Origin of the sequence: Porphyromonas sp. COT-290 OH860, from assembly GCF_000768935.1 — a bacterium.
Classification (GTDB): Bacteria; Bacteroidota; Bacteroidia; order Bacteroidales; family Porphyromonadaceae; genus Porphyromonas.
In genome coordinates this window covers 20,358-39,529 of sequence record NZ_JRAR01000053.1, presented here as the reverse complement: position 1 = coordinate 39,529, position 19,172 = coordinate 20,358, and the positions used below count along the sequence as shown (strand labels likewise).

Here is a 19,172-nt window from a genome sequence, read left to right as displayed (position 1 = left end):
ACTAGTTGTTCTTTTCATGGACGACCCTCAATCGACCCATACGGGTCGTGATAGGCAGACAAGCCACCCAAGCAAGCCTCTCGTAGGCTCGCCTTGGGGGCTTTTGTCTTTTACCCATTTGTGGCCTGCACTGCTGCCTACCCTAGCCGTTTGCTTAATGATTGCCTTGGCCAGTTGTGGTAAGAAAAAAGTAGACACTGAGCAGCTCGGCATCAACCTAGACTCTAGCTACCGCATCCGTACGCTCGATGTAGATATGCTGGTTTCCGACACTTCGGGAGTAGTCAAGTATCGCCTGCAGAGCCCCGTCTGGCTTGTCTATGACCAGCCAGATAGGAAAGAATGGGTCTTCCCCGAGGGGCTTCGTCTAGAGGACTATGACACGATCAAGACAAGTGAGATGCTCGTCTTGGCAGACCATGCCGTCTACCAAACCAGCCAAGATGAGTGGATCCTCACTGGCAATGTACGCATCCATGGCCCAGAGGGGCGTAGGCTCTACACCCCCAAGCTCTACTGGGATAGGAGCAAGCGCAAGCTCTACTCCAACGATACGACCTACTTCGTCACTCAAGGACGTGAGCTCCATGGAGATCGCTTCGATGCCCTCGATGACCTTAGCCAATACTCGATCTACAACAATCGGGGAGTAGTCGAGTACGAGGAGGACAAGGAGGGTAGCCCCACGACAGTACAAACAGACACCACAAGGCGAGATAGCCTAGCGCTTCGCCCAACTCAATAAGGATTGTAACCACCACATAAGCCGAGTATGATTTACATTTATCTGCTTATTAGCCTCGTTGCCTCTGCATTCTTCTCTGGCATAGAGATCGCTTTCCTATCTTCGGATAAGCTACGCCTAGAGCTAGATAGGAACAAAGGAGGTGTGACGGCCAAGATCCTAAGCCTCTTCTACGGTCGCCCAGACCGTTTCATCACAGCGATGCTACTAGGCAACAACATCGCCCTAGTCATCTATGGTCTACTCATGGCACGACTGATGGAGCCACAGCTGATGCATTGGTTGCAGAATGATATATTGGTACTATTTACACAGTCGATCCTCAGTACCATACTCATTCTCTTCGTGGGCGAATTTATTCCCAAGGTTACCTTCCGCACGAACCCCAACCTCATTCTACACATCTGTGCCCTACCCCTGTGGCTCATCTATGTGGTACTATACCCGAGCGTATTCTTGATTTCTCTGCTCTCACGGGCAATTCTTTGGCTCTTTGGGCAGAAGCAAGAGAGTGCAGGGATCACACCAAGCCTCTCTCTGATCGACATCGAGCACTACCTAGAGAGCAACCAGCCCTCTGGGGGAGAGGGCGAGACGGAAGTCAAGATTATCCAAAATGCTATCTCCTTCCCCAGCCTACAAGTACGTGACTGCATGATACCACGAAACGAAATCGTAGGTGTAGAATACGGAGCAGAGATGAGCACACTGGAAGATACCTTCATCAAGACGGGGCTATCAAAAATCATCGTCTACAAGGAGAATATAGATGAAGTGATTGGTTATATACACTCGAGCGAGATGTTTGGATCCCCCGACTGGCAGAAGCGTATCGTGCCACCTCTCTTCGTCCCGGGGAGTATGTTTGCCAGCAAGCTGATGAAGCAACTGATGCAGCGCAAGAAGAGCATCGCCATCGTGATTGATGAGCTGGGAGGTACCGCTGGCCTCGTTACCCTAGAGGACGTAGTCGAGGAGATCTTCGGCGATATCGAAGACGAACACGACTTCCAAAAACGTGTAGCCAAGCAGGTGGATGACAAGACCTTCATCCTCAGTGGACGTATGGAGATCGACGACGTGAACGAACGATTTGGCCTTACCCTACCCGACGACGAAGACTTTATGACCGTAGCAGGCTTTATCCTACATCATCACCCCAGCATTCCAAGTCAAGGAGAGAAGATCGAGATTGGCGAGCTAAGGTTTGAGATCCTAAGATCTACCTCAACCAAGATCGTACTTGTGAAGATGACCATACCCTAAGCCAAGCATCTCACCCCACAGAGCAGACTCATCGTGGGCTAAGACCTAGATCAATCGGCACAAAGCTTACTTTGTCGCTTGAAAAAATATGCGCTGTGTGTATATTTGCACGCCTAATCGCTCGAAAATGTCATAAAACAGGTATAGACATCGAGCATTGGCAAAACTTAATCGAAGCACTAAACCGATCGGATAGATCAACTCTCAAACACTATTAGACGTATGCACCAAAGACACCTGCTTGCCTATCTGCTCCTAGGAGTAGCACTGACGACCTCTTGCAAAAAGCAAGACCCCATTCTCCCCAAGCAAGAAGACACTACAAAAACAGAGGAGCCTAAGGCCAAGGAATCAAAGGAAGAAGAGCCTAAACCTGAGGGACCAAAGGAAGAGCAACCTAAACCTACCGAGCCCAGTGGCGAAGAAGCTGCGACATTCCCCATACCCGACAATTCTATAGAGCTAACGGGCTACCCTGCAGAGATGCTACTGGCCATGCTCTCTAGTAAACAGCTAGATCAACCTATCGCTCTAGGAGAAACTCAGATCTCTCAGACGGAGCTAGCGGAAATCAAGAAACTATCAGACAAGCTAGTCAAGGAGAGCCAAGCAAGCAATCAGCTAGAGAAGCACAGAGCCCTCTTCAAATGGATTACTTCAAACGTGAAATATGGGCATATCTTAGATACAACAATTCCCAACTACAACAGCGCCTACTCAAGCTATAAGTATAAGAATGCTATCTGCCAAGGCTACGCAAACCTCCTCAAAGTAATGTGCTATACTCAAGGCATCAACGCACCAGTGGTCAATGGCTTGGCCAAGTTCCGCACCGTGGGATCTCCTGTGGGACATGCATGGAACTATACCTTGCTAGACGGGAAATGGTATGTTTCGGATCCAACGAATAATATCTTCTACGAGGCCGAACGCAAGGATAAGTTTGACTTCTTGCTGCCTGAGCGTCTAGACTTCGCTCTGTGGCAAGATGATAAGTTAACTTATATCTACGAGAATAAAGAACTCACTGTCGGCAATGTGCATGGAGAAGCGGCTAATGGTAAACTCATAGTGCCCTACAGCATAGGCGGCTTCCGCATTACGAACTTCAACCCCAACACTCTGCCCAAGTCCATTCGTGAGATCTATCTAGGAGCCAACATCAAGCATCTAGGCGTATCGGGCAATCGCAAACTACTCTATGCAGGAGCTGAGCTAGAGAAGATTGCCATTGATCCAGAAAACAAATACCTAGAGGACTATCGCGGAAGTATATATGAGCGAGGAGAAGGAGCAGGTAAGCTGCTCCTCATACCAGCACGACTAAAGAAAGCCTACCTAAAGGCAGAGAAAGAGATCGGCAAGAATATCATCTACAACCACCAAGGCATCGAAGAACTACACTTCGCCGAGGGGACAGAAGTCATTATGGATTACGCTGTCGAGAAATGCCCCAATCTCCAAACTGTCTATGTTCCCCAATCAATCAAGACAATAGCCCCCAAAGCCTTCGCTGGTTGTGACGAAAATCTAAAAATAGTTCGCTACTAAGCATTACCTCCAAGCAATAAATAGATAGACAAAGCGTGCCGCAATGCCCCCGATTTTATAGGGTCTGCGGCACGCTTTGGTTGTTTATTAAGGCTTGAAATCAAAAAATATCTAAAAACACAGAGCGACATTAGTTAATAGTTAAAACACTTTTGTATATTTGTATCCACTGAGTGTGACAAATTGCTTAATAACACCTTCAACATAGACAAAAAATGAAGAAAATTCTTTACTCATTTCTCTTCTTGAGCATAGTCCTCTTATGCCTTGGTACATCTAGACCAGCCATGGCTCAGGGTTCTACGCCATCTTTTAAGTTTGGCTACGCCGACCCCAAAGCTTCCAGTAGGGGTCTAGGGACTGGTAAGACAAACTATCTATCGGTTGCTATCAAAATTCCTCAGTCACCCGGCAATGTCATCAAGGGTATTTCATTCGATGTCATTCCGAACCAAAAAGCTTACAGTCCTAGTGTTTTCATTGCGAATCAAACCGACAAAAAAATCGTGATGATTCAACAGCTAGACGAGTTTAAGGCTGGCCGTAATGAGGTAACACTCGAGAAGCCTTTTACTATGGAGAAAGGCAAGCAATATCTAGTAGGGTACCAACTACAGGCTGTAGGCAAAGCTCAGCCAGTGGCATTTGAATCTACACAGGGGGCTAATCTCCCTCAGACGAACTTTATCGAGATTGGAGGGAACTATGTAAAAGAGGGGGATCCAACCGAACTATCTGAGTACGACAGCCCAGAGTTGGGAAATGCCATGATCTTCGTTGACATCGAAGACAAAGCCAACGCTCTGGCTCATGTGGCTTGTCTAGTAGGTGGCGGCTTCTACGGCAAGGAACTATCACCTAATCAGCCTGCCACAATCAAATTCAAAGTTCGTAACCTAGGGCATCAAGCAATCAATAGCCTGAGTCTATCAACCCAGTATAGCAAAAACCCTAAAGAAGGAGTTGTAATACAAGGAGTCAATATCGCTCCAGGGACTACTCAGGAGGTTGAAGCCACGACCAAAGCTCCCAACAGAGGCATAGGTATCGCATACGCTTCGATCACACAAATTAACGGCAAACCTCAGTCAATGAGCCACTACGTTAAGCACTATCCTTACAAGGTAACCACCCCCAATGGCTCATGGGCTAGAAACAGTATTCTCATAGAGCGCTTCACAACGGAGAGATGTCCCAACTGCCCTGCATCCGAAAAGCCACTTAGAGAACTTATCGGACAGATGAAAGCAGACGGTATGGAGGTAAGTGTGATCGCCCACCACGTCGGCTATGGTGAGGACAGCTTCACGATCGCAGAGTCCGTGCCAGTAATGTATTTTTCCTTTACTCCGGGAGAGACATACGCCCCTGCTCTGATGCTCAATAGAGTATCAGATGACAAGGACCAAAACTCTCTCGTTGGCAAATATTCAGTCAAAGAAGCTAAATACGAAAAGGCTAAGAACATAAAAGAAGCACTCCGTTTCACCGAGATTGCATCTACAGCTAAGGAAGGCAAGATCAACCTAGTTGTCAAAGGACAGACTGGCTATATAGACTCGGAAGACTTGTATCTGACAGCTGTAATTACAGAGGATCACGTCCCATCTATCAACCAGTCGAACGCTCCCAAAAGCTTCACACACGACCAAGTGGCACGGAAGTTTCTCACACCTCCTCTTGGACAAGAGATCAAGCTAGAGGCTGATGGGTCATTTGCCCTAGAGATTAAAGATGTGGCCTACGATAAGAATTGGAAGACGGAGAATCTAAAGATTGTAGTTTTCGCACATCAGAATATGTCGGCTATCAATCATGACAAACGACAGGTGTATGCCTCCAAGACAATCTGGTGGAATAGCTCCACATCAAACTCAGACGTTCTTGCTATCGAACACATACGTCCATACGCTGTAGATGGCTACATCGTACTCGATGAGCTAGTTGAGAGCCTAGAGGTCTATGAGCTATCTGGACGACTTGTTACCCGCTCAAATCAAAAGAAACTAGCTCCAGGAATATATGTGGTGCGTGTGAAAATAAACGGTGCCTACCACACCCATAAGCTATTCGTACATTAAGAACATCAATCTATCAGTTACAAGTACAAAAATTATGAAGAAAACATTACAACATTGTCTAGCCATTGCGCTTGGCTGTGCCATTGCTATGCCTCTGGCCTCTGCCCAAACAGAACCTAAGGACTATAAGATCGTCCTAGAGGCGACAGAGGGTGAAGGAGATACTCCTGTGCCTATGCCATGGGGAATATATCTAGGGGCTGCTCAGCAACACCGCTCTCTAGTCTGGGTGGACTTCAATGGCAACGGAAAAAGGGATGCCAATGAAGGCTGGAATGACGAAGCCACTGACTCCGAAGGGCTATGGACTATTGATGCAGAGAAGTCAAACCTCAAGCTCACCATATATGGTCCTGTAACTACTCTATTCTGTGGGTTCAACAATTTGATTAAGCTAGAAACTAAGGGTAACCCCGCACTAGAGAAGCTCGCAGCTCAGGACAATAGCATCGCGATCGTTGATCTATCAGCCAATACAAATCTGACAGTATTGAGCCTCAGCAAAAATCAGATTAAGCGCATTGACCTAACTGGGCTAAGCAAGCTAAGGGATCTACGTGTTGCACAAAACCCAAGACTCTCGGAGCTTGACCTGAAATCTGTAAAGGCTCTACAGGTTTTGGATATTAGCGAAACGAAGATGAGCAAACTGCCTCAAGGTAATCTTAGCGAAATCATAGCCCTAAACATCAGCACACTCCCCGGGTTCGAGCTTGACCTAAAGAGACTACCTAAGCTGTCTGTGCTAAATATGGCAGATTGTGCTATCTCCGAGCTTGAGTTTCAGTACGTTCCTGAGCTGAAAAGTCTTTGGGCCCCTAACAACAAGCTTGCCAAGCTAGACCTATCCAACAACCTAGAGATTACTCAGATGCAACTTAACTACAACGAGCTCAAGCGTGTTGACTTATCCCAAAATATCAAGCTAAGCAAGCTCTATTTGGGTAATAATCAGCTATCAGAGGTGCTACTCCCTGAGAAAGACAGTAAGTTGCTTATAATAAATTACTCTGGGAACAAGGGCATCACCAACATTGACATATCTAAACTCAGGGAGCTGAGAGTTCTGCAACTTGACGCAACTGGAGTCTCCAAAATAGATATATCTCAAAATCCAGAGCTAGAGGAACTCACAATCTTCGACACAGAGCTTAGCGAGCTTGATCTATCGAAGAATAAAGCTCTTTTAACCTTGAATATCTCGGACTGCAAATTCACAAAGATTGATGTGACACCCTGCCCCGAGCTAACAACGCTATACTGTAGTGGTAATCAACTCACGAAGCTTGATCTATCTAAGAATACCAAGCTTGAAAATCTCAAATGTCAGAAGAATCAGCTCAGCGAGCTAGTAATCTATTCACCCGCCTTGAAAGAGATCGGTTGCTATAGTAATGGGATCAAGAAACAGGCGATGAGTAGACTCATCGAGAGCCTACCTACTGTGTCTAGAAGCAATAAATTCTTCGTAGTGGACCTATCGGGCGAACAAGAAGGAAACCAATGCACCATCAAGCACGTAAATCAAGCCAAAGCTAAGGGCTGGTCAGTACTAAACTGGAACACTGCGGGAGGGAGAGCAGAATCATACCCTGGATACGATGATAGCAGTGCCCTAGAGCTGGAACAACATCTAGCCAAGGTTTATCCCAGTGTAACCTCAGAGATGATCACGATCTCAGGAGCTTCAGGCAAATACTATAGTATTTATAATCTAGAAGGTGCGATCGTTGCTCAAGGTCTGTGCACGGAGGAGTTACAGACAGTCGCAGTAGATACATTAACCGAAGGGACATACTTCGTGAAGATCTCTGGGGTAGCGAAGACTTACCGGATCGGTATCGTCAGATAGGAGCAAAATATAGAGGTCTGTCTAACCTCTCCTAACGACTAAGGGGGCTGTGGCAAAAAACAATTTTACCACAGCCCCTTTTCCCTTCTTCAGAGAGCTTCGGTTAATAGCCCTAGCAATCATCTGAGGGCGTAAGGCTTTATCTTGGGATACTCATGCCAGTAGCCAGCTACCTATCGGTTTGTAGCGCTTTCGGCACGCTTATCGGATTGGGTATATACGGCGGCAAATTTTCGTACATAAGAAAATTTATCGGAGTATATGCGGAAATTTATTTTTGTATATACGAAAATCTGGCTACTTTTGAGCCTTGATAAAACACATTTATTCACAGTAAATTAACTCTAGTATGATTAAGATTAAAGCAATCGAGAGAAAAGCGGGCTTCGGCAAGACCAGCAAGACGCTTTGGTACCCTGCAATTCACTTGCATTCTGATGTAAAGTTTGAGGAGTTTATCGACCTTGTGGCGGACGAGACGACAGTTTCTTCAGCTGATGTTAAGGCAGTCTTTGACCGCGCCTCGAAGGTGCTTATCCGCCTACTCCAAGACGGCAAGAGCGTAGATTGTGGCGATATGGGAACGTTCCGCCCTAGTATCACGGCGAAGACTGGTTCGGGTGTCGATAGCGCCGATAAGGTCGGCATCGAACTCGTAGACAAGGCGAAGGTTATCTATACGCCTCGTGTGAAAGTTAAGACAGCTCTCAAGGGCGTTCGTATGGAACGTGCCGAACGCGTGCTCGATGTCACCTACAATTCTTCGGGCAAAAAGGACGAAAAGCCCAACAGCGGCGGCAGCTTTTCACCCATCAACAACGGCGACCACGCCGGCCTGTAAAAAAGGAGCAGAGAGTTTTTAAGCATATAAACTAACGAAATATCATGAAGAAAATTATTTGTTTATACGGTAGTGCTAATAAGGGTAAAACACCTACTTTAAATATCCTAATAGGTTTGCTAGAGCCAGCAAAAGTAATAGCTCTCGAAGAATTACATCTGGATCATCGCGAAGTTGTAGTCTATAAGGGACATCGAATTGCAGTTACCACAGCAGGAGATAGGGACTACGATTTAACCGAAAACATCAAATTCTGCAAAGAAAATGAATGCGATATATTAGTTACTGCAACGAGAACTAGAGGAGGCTCAAATAAGGAAGTACATAAATTCTCTCAAGAAGTTTCATGCAAGATAACATGGTTGAGGAAAAATGAGGCTATTGAACAAATAGACTTGGTTAACAAATCTCAAGCAAAAGACATTCAAGCTATCATTGATAAGTTGTAGTTCTTTTCTTTAGAGAGTAAAGGGGGTGTGGCAAAAATAAATTTTGCCACACCCCCTTTACTACTGGTGAAATTAAGTTTTGACTATGACACATGTGTCCTGCAACCGTTCGATGCTCTTTTGTTTAAGGGGGCAAGGCTTCACCATCAGCCTGTCTATTTGCCCTCGTATAATCAAACGAGAGGACGGAGGAAGCGTCCTGTCCAGCTCTCTTCACATTCGGCGACTTCCTCGGGAGTTCCCTCTACGACAATTTTTCCGCCTCCTGCTCCTCCCTCTGGGCCGAGGTCAATGACCCAGTCAGCACTCTTAATGACCTCGAGGTTGTGCTCTACGACGATCAGAGAGTGTCCGCTGTCGATGAGAGAGTTGAAGGCTTTGAGTAGAGTTTTGATGTCGTGGAAGTGCAAGCCCGTAGTTGGTTCGTCGAAGATGAAGAGCGTTGGGTCTTTTTTGCCTTGCCCTAGATAATAGGCTAGCTTGACGCGCTGATTCTCCCCACCCGAGAGTGTAGAGCTTGGTTGGCCGAGCTTGATGTATCCCAAACCAACCTCATGCAAAGGTCTGAGCTTCTCGATAATCGTGTGGGAGAGGCTAGAGTGGCTGCTGCTGTGGGTGTCGAAGAAGTCAATCGCTTCGTCTACACTCATCTCTAGGATCTGATGTATATTCTTGCCCTGATACTCTACCTCTAGCAGTTCTTTGCGAAATCGCTTACCACCACACTCCTCACATTGCAGCGTGATATCTGCCATAAACTGCATCTCTACAGTCGTGAAGCCATCTCCCTTACAAGCCTCGCATCGTCCGCCTTCCTTATTGAAGCTAAAGTAGTAGGGTTTGTAGCCCATTTGCTTGGCTAGAGGCTGTTCGCTATAGAGCTTTCGGATCTCCTCGTAGGCGCCGATGTAGATACTTGGGTTGGAGCGAGAGCTTCGCCCGATGTTGTTCTGATCCACATACTCAATCTGTTTGATGCTCCCAAGCTCTCCCTCTAGCGATGTGCAGGACACTCCGTCCAGCGACTCGCCTGCGAGCCGACGGCGCACGCCTTCGAAGAGAATATCTCGAATGAGTGTACTCTTTCCCGAGCCACTGACGCCGCTGACAACAGTCATCGTATTGAGCGGGAAGCGAACGTGCAAACCATGCAGATTGTGTTTGCGTGCTCCTTTAAGCTCAATGTAGTTATTCCATTGGCGGCGATACTTAGGGAGCTCTATCTGTTCTCGACCAGATAGATAGGCTGCAGTATGTCCGGGAGTCTGCTTGTCGATCGCATCCGTAGGGCCAGAGTAGACCACCTCGCCCCCTAGACGTCCTGCATTGGGGCCTATATCAACGATGTAGTCTGAGGCACGCATCATCTCTTCGTCATGCTCCACGACTACAACCGTATTGCCTAAATCCCTTAGGCGCTTAACCACGCCAATCAATCTAGAGGTGTCGCGTTGATGCAGCCCTATGCTTGGTTCATCGAGGACATAGAGCGAGCCGACAAGGCTACTACCCAGCTGAGAAGCTAGAGTAACACGCTGACTCTCTCCTCCCGAGAGTGTATTGGAGAGGCGATCGAGGGTGAGATAGCTTAGCCCAACTTCAATGAGGAAGCCAACTCTATTTCTAAGCTCTTGGAGTAGGCGACGTGCGATCATTTCTTCTGTGGGAGTGAGGATCAATTCATCGAAGAATGTCTTAGCCTCCGTCAGTGTCATGGATACGACCTCTGCGATATTCTTGCCGCCCACCTGTACGCATAGAGCATCCGATTTGAGGCGTCCACCTCGACAGCTTGGGCAGGTCGTTTTGCCTTTGAAGTGCGAGAGGCGTACCCTATTCTGTATCTTGTGTAGGTCACGTTGGAGTACGGCGAAGTAAGAGTCGATTCCCACGGTCTTTACATATGTATCCCCCTCGACCGGTACACCACGCCAGAGCATCTCTTTGTGCTCGGCATCGAGGTCGCAGTAAGGACGATGGATTGGGAAACCCAATGGCTGAGCATGTCGAATGAAGTACCGCTTCCATTCGCTAGAGACATTGCCTTTCCAGCAGGCTACGGCATCGTCGTAGACCGAGAGTTCTTTGTTGGGGATTACTAGATCTTCCTCGATGCCCATCACCTTACCGAAGCCCTCGCATTCGGGACAAGCGCCTACAGGATTGTTGAAGCTGAACATCTCGGGCGATGGTTCTTGGAAGATACGTCCATCGGCCTCATAGATATTGCTAAAGTCATGCGTCGATAGTACACCCTCGGGCGACTGTACGACCAATCGGCATCTGCCCTTGCCCTCGAAGAAGGCTAGCTCTCCACTATCACCTAGACGCTTGAGGCTCTCCTTGTCTTCACTCACGACCATGCGGTCAATCAGTAGATAGAGTTCATCTCCTTTCTTGGGTTTGCCCACGAGGTAGTCCTCGATGTTGATGACTACTCCATCTAGCCAGAGGCGTGTGTAGCCCTGCTGGAGCTGTATGTCTAAATGTTCTTTGATTTTGCGCCCTGCTGGAAGGTAGAGAGGCGTTACTAAATAGATCCTAGAGCCAGCGACCTGAGCCGAGGCGAAGTTGAGCAAATCCTCTACCGTATGCTTCTTGACCTCGACTCCACTGATTGGAGAGATCATGCGCCCCACTCGTGCATAAAGCAGGCGTAGATACTCGTAGATCTCTGTAGAGGTCGCCACCGTACTGCGTGGATTGCGGCTGATGACACGTTGCTCGATAGCAATCGCAGGCGGTAGCCCTCTGATCCAGTCGCACTCTGGCTTAGGCATACGCCCTAGAAATTGGCGTGCGTATGCCGAGAGACTCTCTACATAGCGTCTCTGTCCCTCTGCATAGAGGGTCTCGAAGGCAAGCGAACTCTTACCAGAGCCACTGACTCCTGTTACGACTAATAGCTTTCCTCTCGGGATCTCTAGGTCTATATTTTTGAGGTTATTGACCCGAACCCCTTTGAGGGTGATTAGGCCTGCTTGTTCGGAAACAAAACTTTGAGGTTTATCCGATTTCTTTTTTGCCATAGCGTCGACTTTTTAATCAGAAACCCCGTACGTATAGGTAGGGCTTACCAGTACGTACGGGGCAGTATATAGGATTGATAGGTCTATCCAAATCCGATTTCTCGGCTCGTGCCTATTTCTTTTCTTTGGCCAGATACTGCTCTAGAGCCATCACCATAGAGGGAGCGGCTGGGGTTGGAGCGGAGAGATCTAGGCGGAAGCCAGCCTCCTCGACAGCCTTGGCAGTCTGTGGGCCGAAGGCGCCGATGTGCACCTCGGTTTGCTTGATCTGAGGGTAGTTCTGCTGTAGAGAAGTAACCCCCACTGGGCTGAAGAAAATCATCATATCATATTGCTCTGCACGCTCTTCCTCAGTGAAGGTACAAGGTACGGTGCGAAACATAATCCCCTTGGAGAAGCTGATCCTCTTCACCGTAAGCATATCAATCAGGTCATTCTTATGCTCCTCGGGTAGAGGGAGGAAGTATGTTTCCTTATTGTGCTTGTGGATGAGGGTTACTAACGCATCCGTAGTTCCCGTAGGAGGAAAGAATACCTTGCGCTTGCGATAGACAATAAACTTCTGTAGGTAGTTGGCGACCTGCTCACTAATGCAGAAGTATTTCATAGTCTCGGGCATGGTCAGGCGAAGCTCCTCAGATAGCTGGAAGAAGTGTTCCATAGCTTTACGTGTCGTGAAGATTACAGCCGAGTGCTCGAGAATATTGATTTTTTGATTACGAAACTCACGAGTCGACAAGGACTCTACCTGAATGAAGGGGCGGAAGGTAATCTCTGCGCCAAACTTAGCGGCGATGTCGTAGTAGGGCGACTTACCAGACTCGGGTTGTGGCTGTGAGATGAGAATTTTCTTTATTGCCATTTATATTATGTACTCTATGTATTCGCTACTTCTCAAACAGCTAATTCCTAGAACTAAATAGATCCAGGGGAGCAATTCGTGGGCGCAAAGGTACAAAAAAATATAAATATAGGAGTCCTCTCCATACCATAGACGTCTTACCGCCTGTAGCCATCTGAGGCTCTGGCAGAGCACGAATGAGCCACCTAATAGCCATAGACAAATAGATGTAGATACGGGCGATAGCAAGATCAATGTGAGTGGGAGCATCAGCAGACCACGAATGCCTGCGATGACGAAATAGTCTTGCTTAAGAAGTTGGGCACCCTCCTCAGGCATGTAGATGTAGCTCCACATGGAGAAGCTGATGCGGTAGAAAGCAAACCAAACGAGTAGCCCCAAGAAGATGCCCAAGAAGATGCCCCACACCTCGGCTGGGCCACTACTGAGTTCAAATAGCTCTAGCCTCTGCATCAGGCGTAGCAGTAGATTGGCTCCTAGTAGCGCGTTGAGCAGGTGTACTGCTCCCGAATATATTGAGTAGGGGACGTAGCGGGCTATGTAGGCCGATACACGCTCTGTACGGCTATGTAGATAGGAGTTGACCGTCAGACCAATAAGCCCCGGTACTAGCAGCAGAAGCAGTAACCCCAGTAGCCAGCCTATCCCTGCCGTCAGATACAGAACGTCTATAGTGGGCTGAGATGCCCAAACCCCCTGTGCCATAGCCACGCGATAAAACCAATAGAGGGATTAGCGCCCAAAGACGCGATCCCAAAAGCTCTTTTTAGGCGCTTGGTAGACGTCGTCGGAGAATAGCGACAGGCGCCCCCAGTCGGCGTCGTGTGCCTTACCTGCCTTGATGCGGTGGTAGATAACCCCCCAGTCGGGTAAGCCGCCGAAGCTACGGTCGTCAATGAATAGATCCGCCTTGAGTTTGCGCGAGAAGCCCTCTCCGGTCGCATCCTCCTCTGGGAAGTCTCTATTGACGGCGTAGAACTCTAGCCCACGTTTGCGACACCACTCAACGGCTTCGTCAAGGAGCTCGCCCTCGCGTACCGTCCAGAGGATTAGGCGATGCCTCTCCTCTTGGAGCATCTTGAGCGTGTCGATGGCAAATGGAATCTCTTCTCCGATGGCTGGATAACGATGTTTGACGATTGTCCCGTCGAAGTCAACAGCTATAATCATACGATATGGTCTCTGTCTAGTTCTTATTGTTTGGTGGATTACTCGCTCGATGCCCTCTCGGCATTGATCACGGGGTTGGCATACATCTCGAGCATACGGCGACGTAGGAAGTCGATATCGGGTTCGATGCCCTCTGGCATCTTGACGAGTGCTAGGCGCTCGGCGATGTAGGTCTCGAAGGTTTGCTTCTCGGCCTCTGTATAGCGGTCTAGATACCTGCTCTCGCCGTTGAGCCAGTCGCATGCCACGTAGTTGCCCGGGTAAAGCCTATAGTTGAGGTGGATCTCCTTGTCGATAAGGCGACCCAGTACTTCTACTCGATCGGTTTCTTTGATCTCGTCCCACTCAATCGGCTCAACTAGATCGGCAAGCGGACGTCCTGCCTGCATGTGTACTCGACCCTTGTAGCCGAGGACGCCAGTGTGCATATTGAGTCCATCCTCCGCTTTCGTTTTGCGATAGTCGGTCTGGTCTCGTTTGAGCTGCATCTCGCGTGCTTTGAGCCAGTCGCAGGGGTCATACTCGTAGCTACAGCAGGTAGGCACGATGTGTAGCGGTAGTAGGGACTCGACGATACCCTTACGCCCCGAGCCCATGGCTAGCATCTTGAGCAGAGCTGGCTGCGTACGGTCGGTAGAGTCCTTGGAGCGCCCTTCTCGCTGAGCGATCCACATAGATATGCCCTCGGCTGCAGCATCGTGCATATACTCCGAGAGCTGCTTGGCTGCGAGGAGGATGTCGCGTCCCTGTAGGCCTCTACGTACGATGAAGCTACTATTCAGCTTAGCTAGCATTTCTACCCACGGATAGAGCATCAGGTTATCCCCGATAGCCACCTGTGGCATTCGACGTCCGACCTCTAGGAGTAGCACGTTGAGGAAGGCCGAGTCTAGAATAATATCTCGATGGTTGGAGATGTAGGTGTAGCCAGCCTCGGGTGCTAGATGCTCCTCGCCCGAGAAGCTAACGGCTGAGCAAGTGCTATCCATCACGTGCTTGACCAGCATGTAGCCAGCACGGCGTTTGAATTCGTCCGTCGAGTCCGTCCCTTCTAGGAACTTGCCAAGATCTGCCCAGCTCTTGCCCGTTTTGAGAGCCTCGAAGGTAGCCTGTAGTGTAGCATTGCCAAGCAACATCTCAATCGCCCCCGGCACCTCCTCGGGCGTCAGAGGGCGTATATCTCGATACTTATCGTAGTCCATAGCCAAAAATCATAGTTTAAGTTAATGTTTGTCTTGCAGGCCTGCTTGGATAATATCCGTCAAGACTGCACCAATCTCTAGCCCTGCTACAGCTATTTGCTGTGGAATGAAGCTCGTGGGAGTCATTCCCGGTGTTGTATTGACCTCGAGTAGGGTAGGCAAGCCGTCCTGCTCGATGATATAGTCTACTCTGATGATGCCACGTGCATCGACATAGCCGTAGATCGCCTCCGTGAGGGCTTGGATGCGTCGGGTCAGTTCGTCCGAGATGCGCGCGGGAGTAATCTCCTCGACTTGCCCGTTATACTTGGCGTCGAAGTCGAAGAACCTATTGTGCGTAACGACCTCCGTCACGGGCAGAGCCTTGGTCGCTCCGCCTACTTGGTAGCAACCACAGGTTACCTCCGTACCCGAGATGAAGCGCTCGAGCAGGACCTCTCGGCTCTCGGCAAATGCCGTTTGTATGGCCTGCTCGAGCTCCTCTATCCCCTCCACTCGGCTGGTGGCTACGCTCGAGCCACCAGTATTGGGCTTGACGAAGAGAGGCAGGCCCAGTTGCTCCACGATATGCTCCGACTTGGGAATTGCTTGCTCGCGCAGTAGGCGCAGAGACTGGGCGACTCTTACCCCCTCGCAGGTAGAGAGGTAGCGATTGCAGAAGTATTTGTTGAAGGTAAGCGACTCGGTAAGCACTCCGCCCGTATTGTAGGGGATACCTTTCATATCGAGGTAGCCCTGTAGCAGACCGTCTTCGCCCGGTGCTCCGTGGATTGTGATGAGCGCATAGTCTAGGGTGATGCGCTCTCCTTGTAGGTCGAAGCCGAAGTCGTCTAGGCTGAGCTTGAGGCTCACGCCCTCGGCCATATCGACCCACCAACCATTGCGCTCGATGCGCACGAGGTACGGCGTAAATAGCTCTCGGTCGATCCATGAGAGCAAGCCTGCGGCAGAGCGAAGCGAAACACTATATTCACCCGAATAGCCTCCTGCCACGACGGCGATATTCAGTTTTTTGTTGATCCTCATACTTGAGTTATTTAACACTAATTAGATACCTTCCAAGAGGGAATGAAGTTAGGCTTTCAGCTTCTTTTGCTACTAATTTAGACCATTGAATATACAAAGATTCGGCAGATTGACATGGTTTAACGGGCCAGTACTCCTGGAGTTCCTCTATATTCAGAAGCTCAAGTTGGTCTTTAATCAAGGGAAGCAAATCTATCAACGTTTTAACAATCTTTGGAATCGCATAATGTTTGCCTTCAAAAGATAGCTGCTCCTGCCCCCCTGCCGTATATTTATCTCTAAGATTACTTGTAATTACAGACTCAATGGTTGCTAGCCACAAAGACATACGGGCGTACTTATCTTTCTTACTGCTTAAAATTTCGGGGAATAATAATAGCCCTTTCGCCCGTAATACATCAGCCTCCTTTTGGGTCAGGCTAGACCAAAGGCGAATTACCATGTTACTCTCCTTGCTTTTAGTGCCTCCTGTCAACCACCAAGTTGTTTCTCCTTCCTTGAGCTGAGAACGATAATAGTCAAGTATTATTTCTATTGGATTTTCCTTAGTCCTTAACTTGTCATATGGGATTTTAATCTTGTCAAAAAATGTTTCCCCCTTGCCCAAGGTCATATCTATCGTATAACGAGGAGAATGAGTTACAACAACTGAAGCTAAGCACTCTTCATATGGTCTGCATCTGAATTCTATGGGAGGGTTCATTTTACCAAAGAGCATGAAAATTCGTTCTATTCCTTCTACTCTAGTCCCTTCGGCGACACTGCTACCAATAGACTTCCAATGATTTGATTTTGTAGTTTTTACTTCCAACCCATAGTGTTTGTTTGCAATAATATCGGGGAAATTTTGCCCTGATACAAGTTCTATAGAGCCATCAAAAGGAGTCCCATTGGCTAGCCTACATAAAATCTCATAGGTTACACGTTCTAAGCGATTCCCTAAGAGATTTTTGTATTTTTGAGGGTTCTTCTTTGCCTCATGCTTTAATTCTATAACAAGGAGATCTAGTAGCTTCTTGAACTCCTGTCTATGAGGCTCGCTATTGAGAGAAATAACCATATATCAAGATGTCAATGAAAATAAGTTTCCCATAGATCTTCTAAACGCTTTGCGATGTGATAGGCCAAGAGTGGAGGTACAGCATTTCCTATAATTTTGTAGGCCGCAGACGGACTCAGATCATACCTTTTTCTACCAGAACTTCCTGAAAGTACAAAGTCATAGTCTGGTGGAAATGTCTGGATCAAGGCGCATTCTCTAGGTGTCAACCTTCTCTCCCTCATCCCTAAAGCGAGTTCGTCGGTCATTATCCCTCCATTGGACTCTGAGAGTCTTCTAAATTCTATGTTACCATGATGCTCGCTTCTTATAGTTGGAGCTATTCTGTCTAGACTAATTTCTTTTTGCCCTTGACAATGCCCTCCCATGTATTTTGCTTTTGAATATTGCTGTTGAGATTTATCCGAGCTATTTTCAGGCTCTTCTAGATCTGCAAATACCTCTCTTAAATTAACAGGAGGAAGTAATCCTTCACTGGTTGGAGTATACTTATGGGTGGGTTTAGGGTAGGGTAAGAGTTTATCAGGTATCACATCCGAAGAAAGTAATTCTTTTAGAATCACTGGGGTTAACGCCGACTTCTTTATTCCTATAAAGAATACTCTTTCTCGAGACTGAGGGACTCCATAGTCTGCTGCGTGTAGTATTTTTGGGGGTAAAACTATATAACCTTCATTATCGGCAAGGGAGAAATCTTTTTGGATAATATCCTTGACATTCTCAAGATTAACAAGTCCTCTTACGTTTTCTGCTACAAATATTTTAGGGCGGACTATCTCAATTACTCGCTTCATCCAATAATATAGCATCCCTCTAGATTCTTCTGTTGCAGAATCCAGAGTGTGGTTTCCTAAATGATCCTTTTCTGATTTGAATCCTTTGCGCTTTCCTGATAAACTGAAATCTTGGCAAGGGAAACCTCCTATGACCACGTCTATATTTTGTGGAAATACTTCCTCTCCCATCTGATGACGTCTGACAAGACTGATAATGCTCTCTAAATGGTACAAATCAGGAGAATACCCTTTACGAATAAAATAGTTGCTCCATGCTGTTTTCGCATCGTTCATAATATCATTCGCAAATACCAGCTTAAACCTAGTACTTGGAACTCGAACAACCTTTCTCTGACTTGAAGCTCCTCCAAAGCTTTGAGCGAGTACCTCAAAATCTCCGTCAAAACCCAAATCCATCCCTCCGCATCCGGAGAATAGAGATAAGACTCTCAAGTCTTTAGTACTAGAAATCTTTGGAAATTCAGAAGATAATGAATCTCCTTCAGGCAAAAACATCTGGGGGGAGAATAAAGTGAGATGCTCCCAGTCTTCTCTCAATCTATTCACTTTTTTGGCATATTAAGTCGTTTCTTCTTTCAGCAGACGAGCTGCTTCTTCTAGTTGGTCGTACCACTCTTGCCCGAAGGCACGTATCAGAGGCCCTTTGAGAAACTGATAGACTGGCATGCCCTCCTTACGACCTCGCTTGAGGGCACACTTGCATACGCTCCACTTATGGTAATTGACCGCTGTGAAGTCCTTGTATTTGGTCAGCCTAATCGGGTAGAGCTGACAGCTAATAGGTTTGATCCAGTCGATCTTGCCCTCGTAGTACATTTTTTCGTAGGCACACAAGCAGTTGCCTCGCTCATCATAGGTCGTGAAGACGCAGTCCTTACCCCCGACGATGGAGGTTACTTCGTCGCCTTCCTCATCAATATAGCTGACACCTTGCTGGGCGATGACTTCTCTAGCACGAGAGGAGAGCAGATGCTCTACCTCGGGTAGGTACTTGCGTAGCATCTCTGCCTCGCCGGGCTCTAGTGGGGCTCCACTATCTCCCTCGACACAGCAAATTCCCTTGCATTGCTCATAGTCGCAGGCGAAGAGCACCTCGAAGACGTCCATACTGACGATCTTGTCTCCTATCTCTATCATATAACTACAAAGATATAGTATATCCTTATTAATTGCTTGACTGGTTTCTTGAGCCTGCGTCCTTGCACACTTAATAATGATGCTAAGTGGACGACGGGTAAGAA

General features: G+C 47.7%; 16 protein-coding genes. 7 read left to right on the top strand and 9 right to left on the bottom strand.

Annotation, left to right across the window (positions count from 1 at the left end; genetic code table 11):
- The first annotated feature begins 16 nt into the window (after positions 1 to 16).
- From lptC to HQ41_RS05440, 7 genes are all read left to right on the top strand, one after another.
- A complete protein-coding gene (gene lptC, locus HQ41_RS05470; RefSeq protein ID WP_052405302.1) occupies positions 17 to 745 on the top strand; it encodes an LPS export ABC transporter periplasmic protein LptC in 729 nt (242 codons plus the stop codon).
- A gap of 27 nt (positions 746 to 772) precedes the next feature.
- The gene (locus HQ41_RS05465; protein ID WP_044188995.1) at positions 773 to 2,011 is read left to right on the top strand and encodes a hemolysin family protein; all 1,239 of its coding nucleotides are present in this window, start codon (positions 773 to 775) and stop codon (positions 2,009 to 2,011) included.
- A gap of 222 nt (positions 2,012 to 2,233) precedes the next feature.
- Entirely contained in the window at positions 2,234 to 3,562 is a 1,329-nt protein-coding gene (locus HQ41_RS05460; RefSeq protein WP_044188991.1) for a transglutaminase domain-containing protein, read from the top strand.
- A gap of 215 nt (positions 3,563 to 3,777) precedes the next feature.
- Positions 3,778 to 5,643, top strand: coding sequence for an Omp28-related outer membrane protein (locus HQ41_RS05455; protein ID WP_081964769.1), 1,866 nt, complete (start codon positions 3,778 to 3,780; stop codon positions 5,641 to 5,643).
- A 34-nt stretch (positions 5,644 to 5,677) separates the two neighbouring features.
- Positions 5,678 to 7,495, top strand: coding sequence for a leucine-rich repeat domain-containing protein (locus HQ41_RS05450; RefSeq protein ID WP_044188987.1), 1,818 nt, complete (start codon positions 5,678 to 5,680; stop codon positions 7,493 to 7,495).
- A 349-nt stretch (positions 7,496 to 7,844) separates the two neighbouring features.
- Positions 7,845 to 8,336 carry an HU family DNA-binding protein gene (locus HQ41_RS05445; protein ID WP_044188985.1) on the top strand — a complete coding sequence of 164 codons (492 nt, stop codon included), beginning with the start codon at positions 7,845 to 7,847 and terminating at the stop codon, positions 8,334 to 8,336.
- Positions 8,337 to 8,380: 44 nt separating this feature from the next.
- On the top strand, positions 8,381 to 8,785 hold the full coding sequence (locus tag HQ41_RS05440; protein ID WP_044188983.1) for a hypothetical protein: 405 nt from the start codon (positions 8,381 to 8,383) through the stop codon (positions 8,783 to 8,785).
- Positions 8,786 to 8,958: 173 nt separating this feature from the next.
- On the opposite strand, the gene uvrA is transcribed toward HQ41_RS05440, so the two are convergent.
- The 9 genes from uvrA to HQ41_RS05395 all read right to left on the bottom strand — a co-directional run bounded on the left by uvrA (position 8,959) and on the right by HQ41_RS05395 (position 19,068).
- Positions 8,959 to 11,814, bottom strand: a complete 2,856-nt coding sequence (uvrA, locus tag HQ41_RS05435; protein ID WP_044188981.1) for an excinuclease ABC subunit UvrA — start codon at positions 11,812 to 11,814, stop codon at positions 8,959 to 8,961.
- Positions 11,815 to 11,926: 112 nt separating this feature from the next.
- Positions 11,927 to 12,676 (bottom strand): uroporphyrinogen-III synthase, encoded by a 750-nt coding sequence (locus HQ41_RS05430; protein WP_044188979.1) that lies wholly within the window; start codon positions 12,674 to 12,676, stop codon positions 11,927 to 11,929.
- A complete protein-coding gene (locus HQ41_RS05425; protein ID WP_044188977.1) occupies positions 12,677 to 13,381 on the bottom strand; it encodes a DUF4271 domain-containing protein in 705 nt (234 codons plus the stop codon). It lies immediately after the preceding gene.
- Between the two features lie 27 nt (positions 13,382 to 13,408).
- A complete protein-coding gene (locus tag HQ41_RS05420) occupies positions 13,409 to 13,846 on the bottom strand; it encodes a BT0820 family HAD-type phosphatase (protein WP_044188974.1) in 438 nt (145 codons plus the stop codon).
- 38 nt (positions 13,847 to 13,884) lie between these two features.
- Positions 13,885 to 15,048, bottom strand: coding sequence for a 1-acyl-sn-glycerol-3-phosphate acyltransferase (locus tag HQ41_RS05415; protein WP_044188972.1), 1,164 nt, complete (start codon positions 15,046 to 15,048; stop codon positions 13,885 to 13,887).
- A 21-nt stretch (positions 15,049 to 15,069) separates the two neighbouring features.
- Positions 15,070 to 16,074 (bottom strand): D-alanine--D-alanine ligase, encoded by a 1,005-nt coding sequence (locus tag HQ41_RS05410; RefSeq protein WP_044188970.1) that lies wholly within the window; start codon positions 16,072 to 16,074, stop codon positions 15,070 to 15,072.
- Between the two features lie 7 nt (positions 16,075 to 16,081).
- Positions 16,082 to 17,134, bottom strand: a complete 1,053-nt coding sequence (locus tag HQ41_RS05405) for a hypothetical protein (protein WP_044188968.1) — start codon at positions 17,132 to 17,134, stop codon at positions 16,082 to 16,084.
- Between the two features lie 11 nt (positions 17,135 to 17,145).
- On the bottom strand, positions 17,146 to 18,477 hold the full coding sequence (locus tag HQ41_RS05400) for a DNA cytosine methyltransferase (protein ID WP_235316916.1): 1,332 nt from the start codon (positions 18,475 to 18,477) through the stop codon (positions 17,146 to 17,148).
- Positions 18,478 to 18,489: 12 nt separating this feature from the next.
- Positions 18,490 to 19,068, bottom strand: a complete 579-nt coding sequence (locus HQ41_RS05395; RefSeq protein WP_044188966.1) for a DUF3109 family protein — start codon at positions 19,066 to 19,068, stop codon at positions 18,490 to 18,492.
- Positions 19,069 to 19,172: the final 104 nt, after the last annotated feature.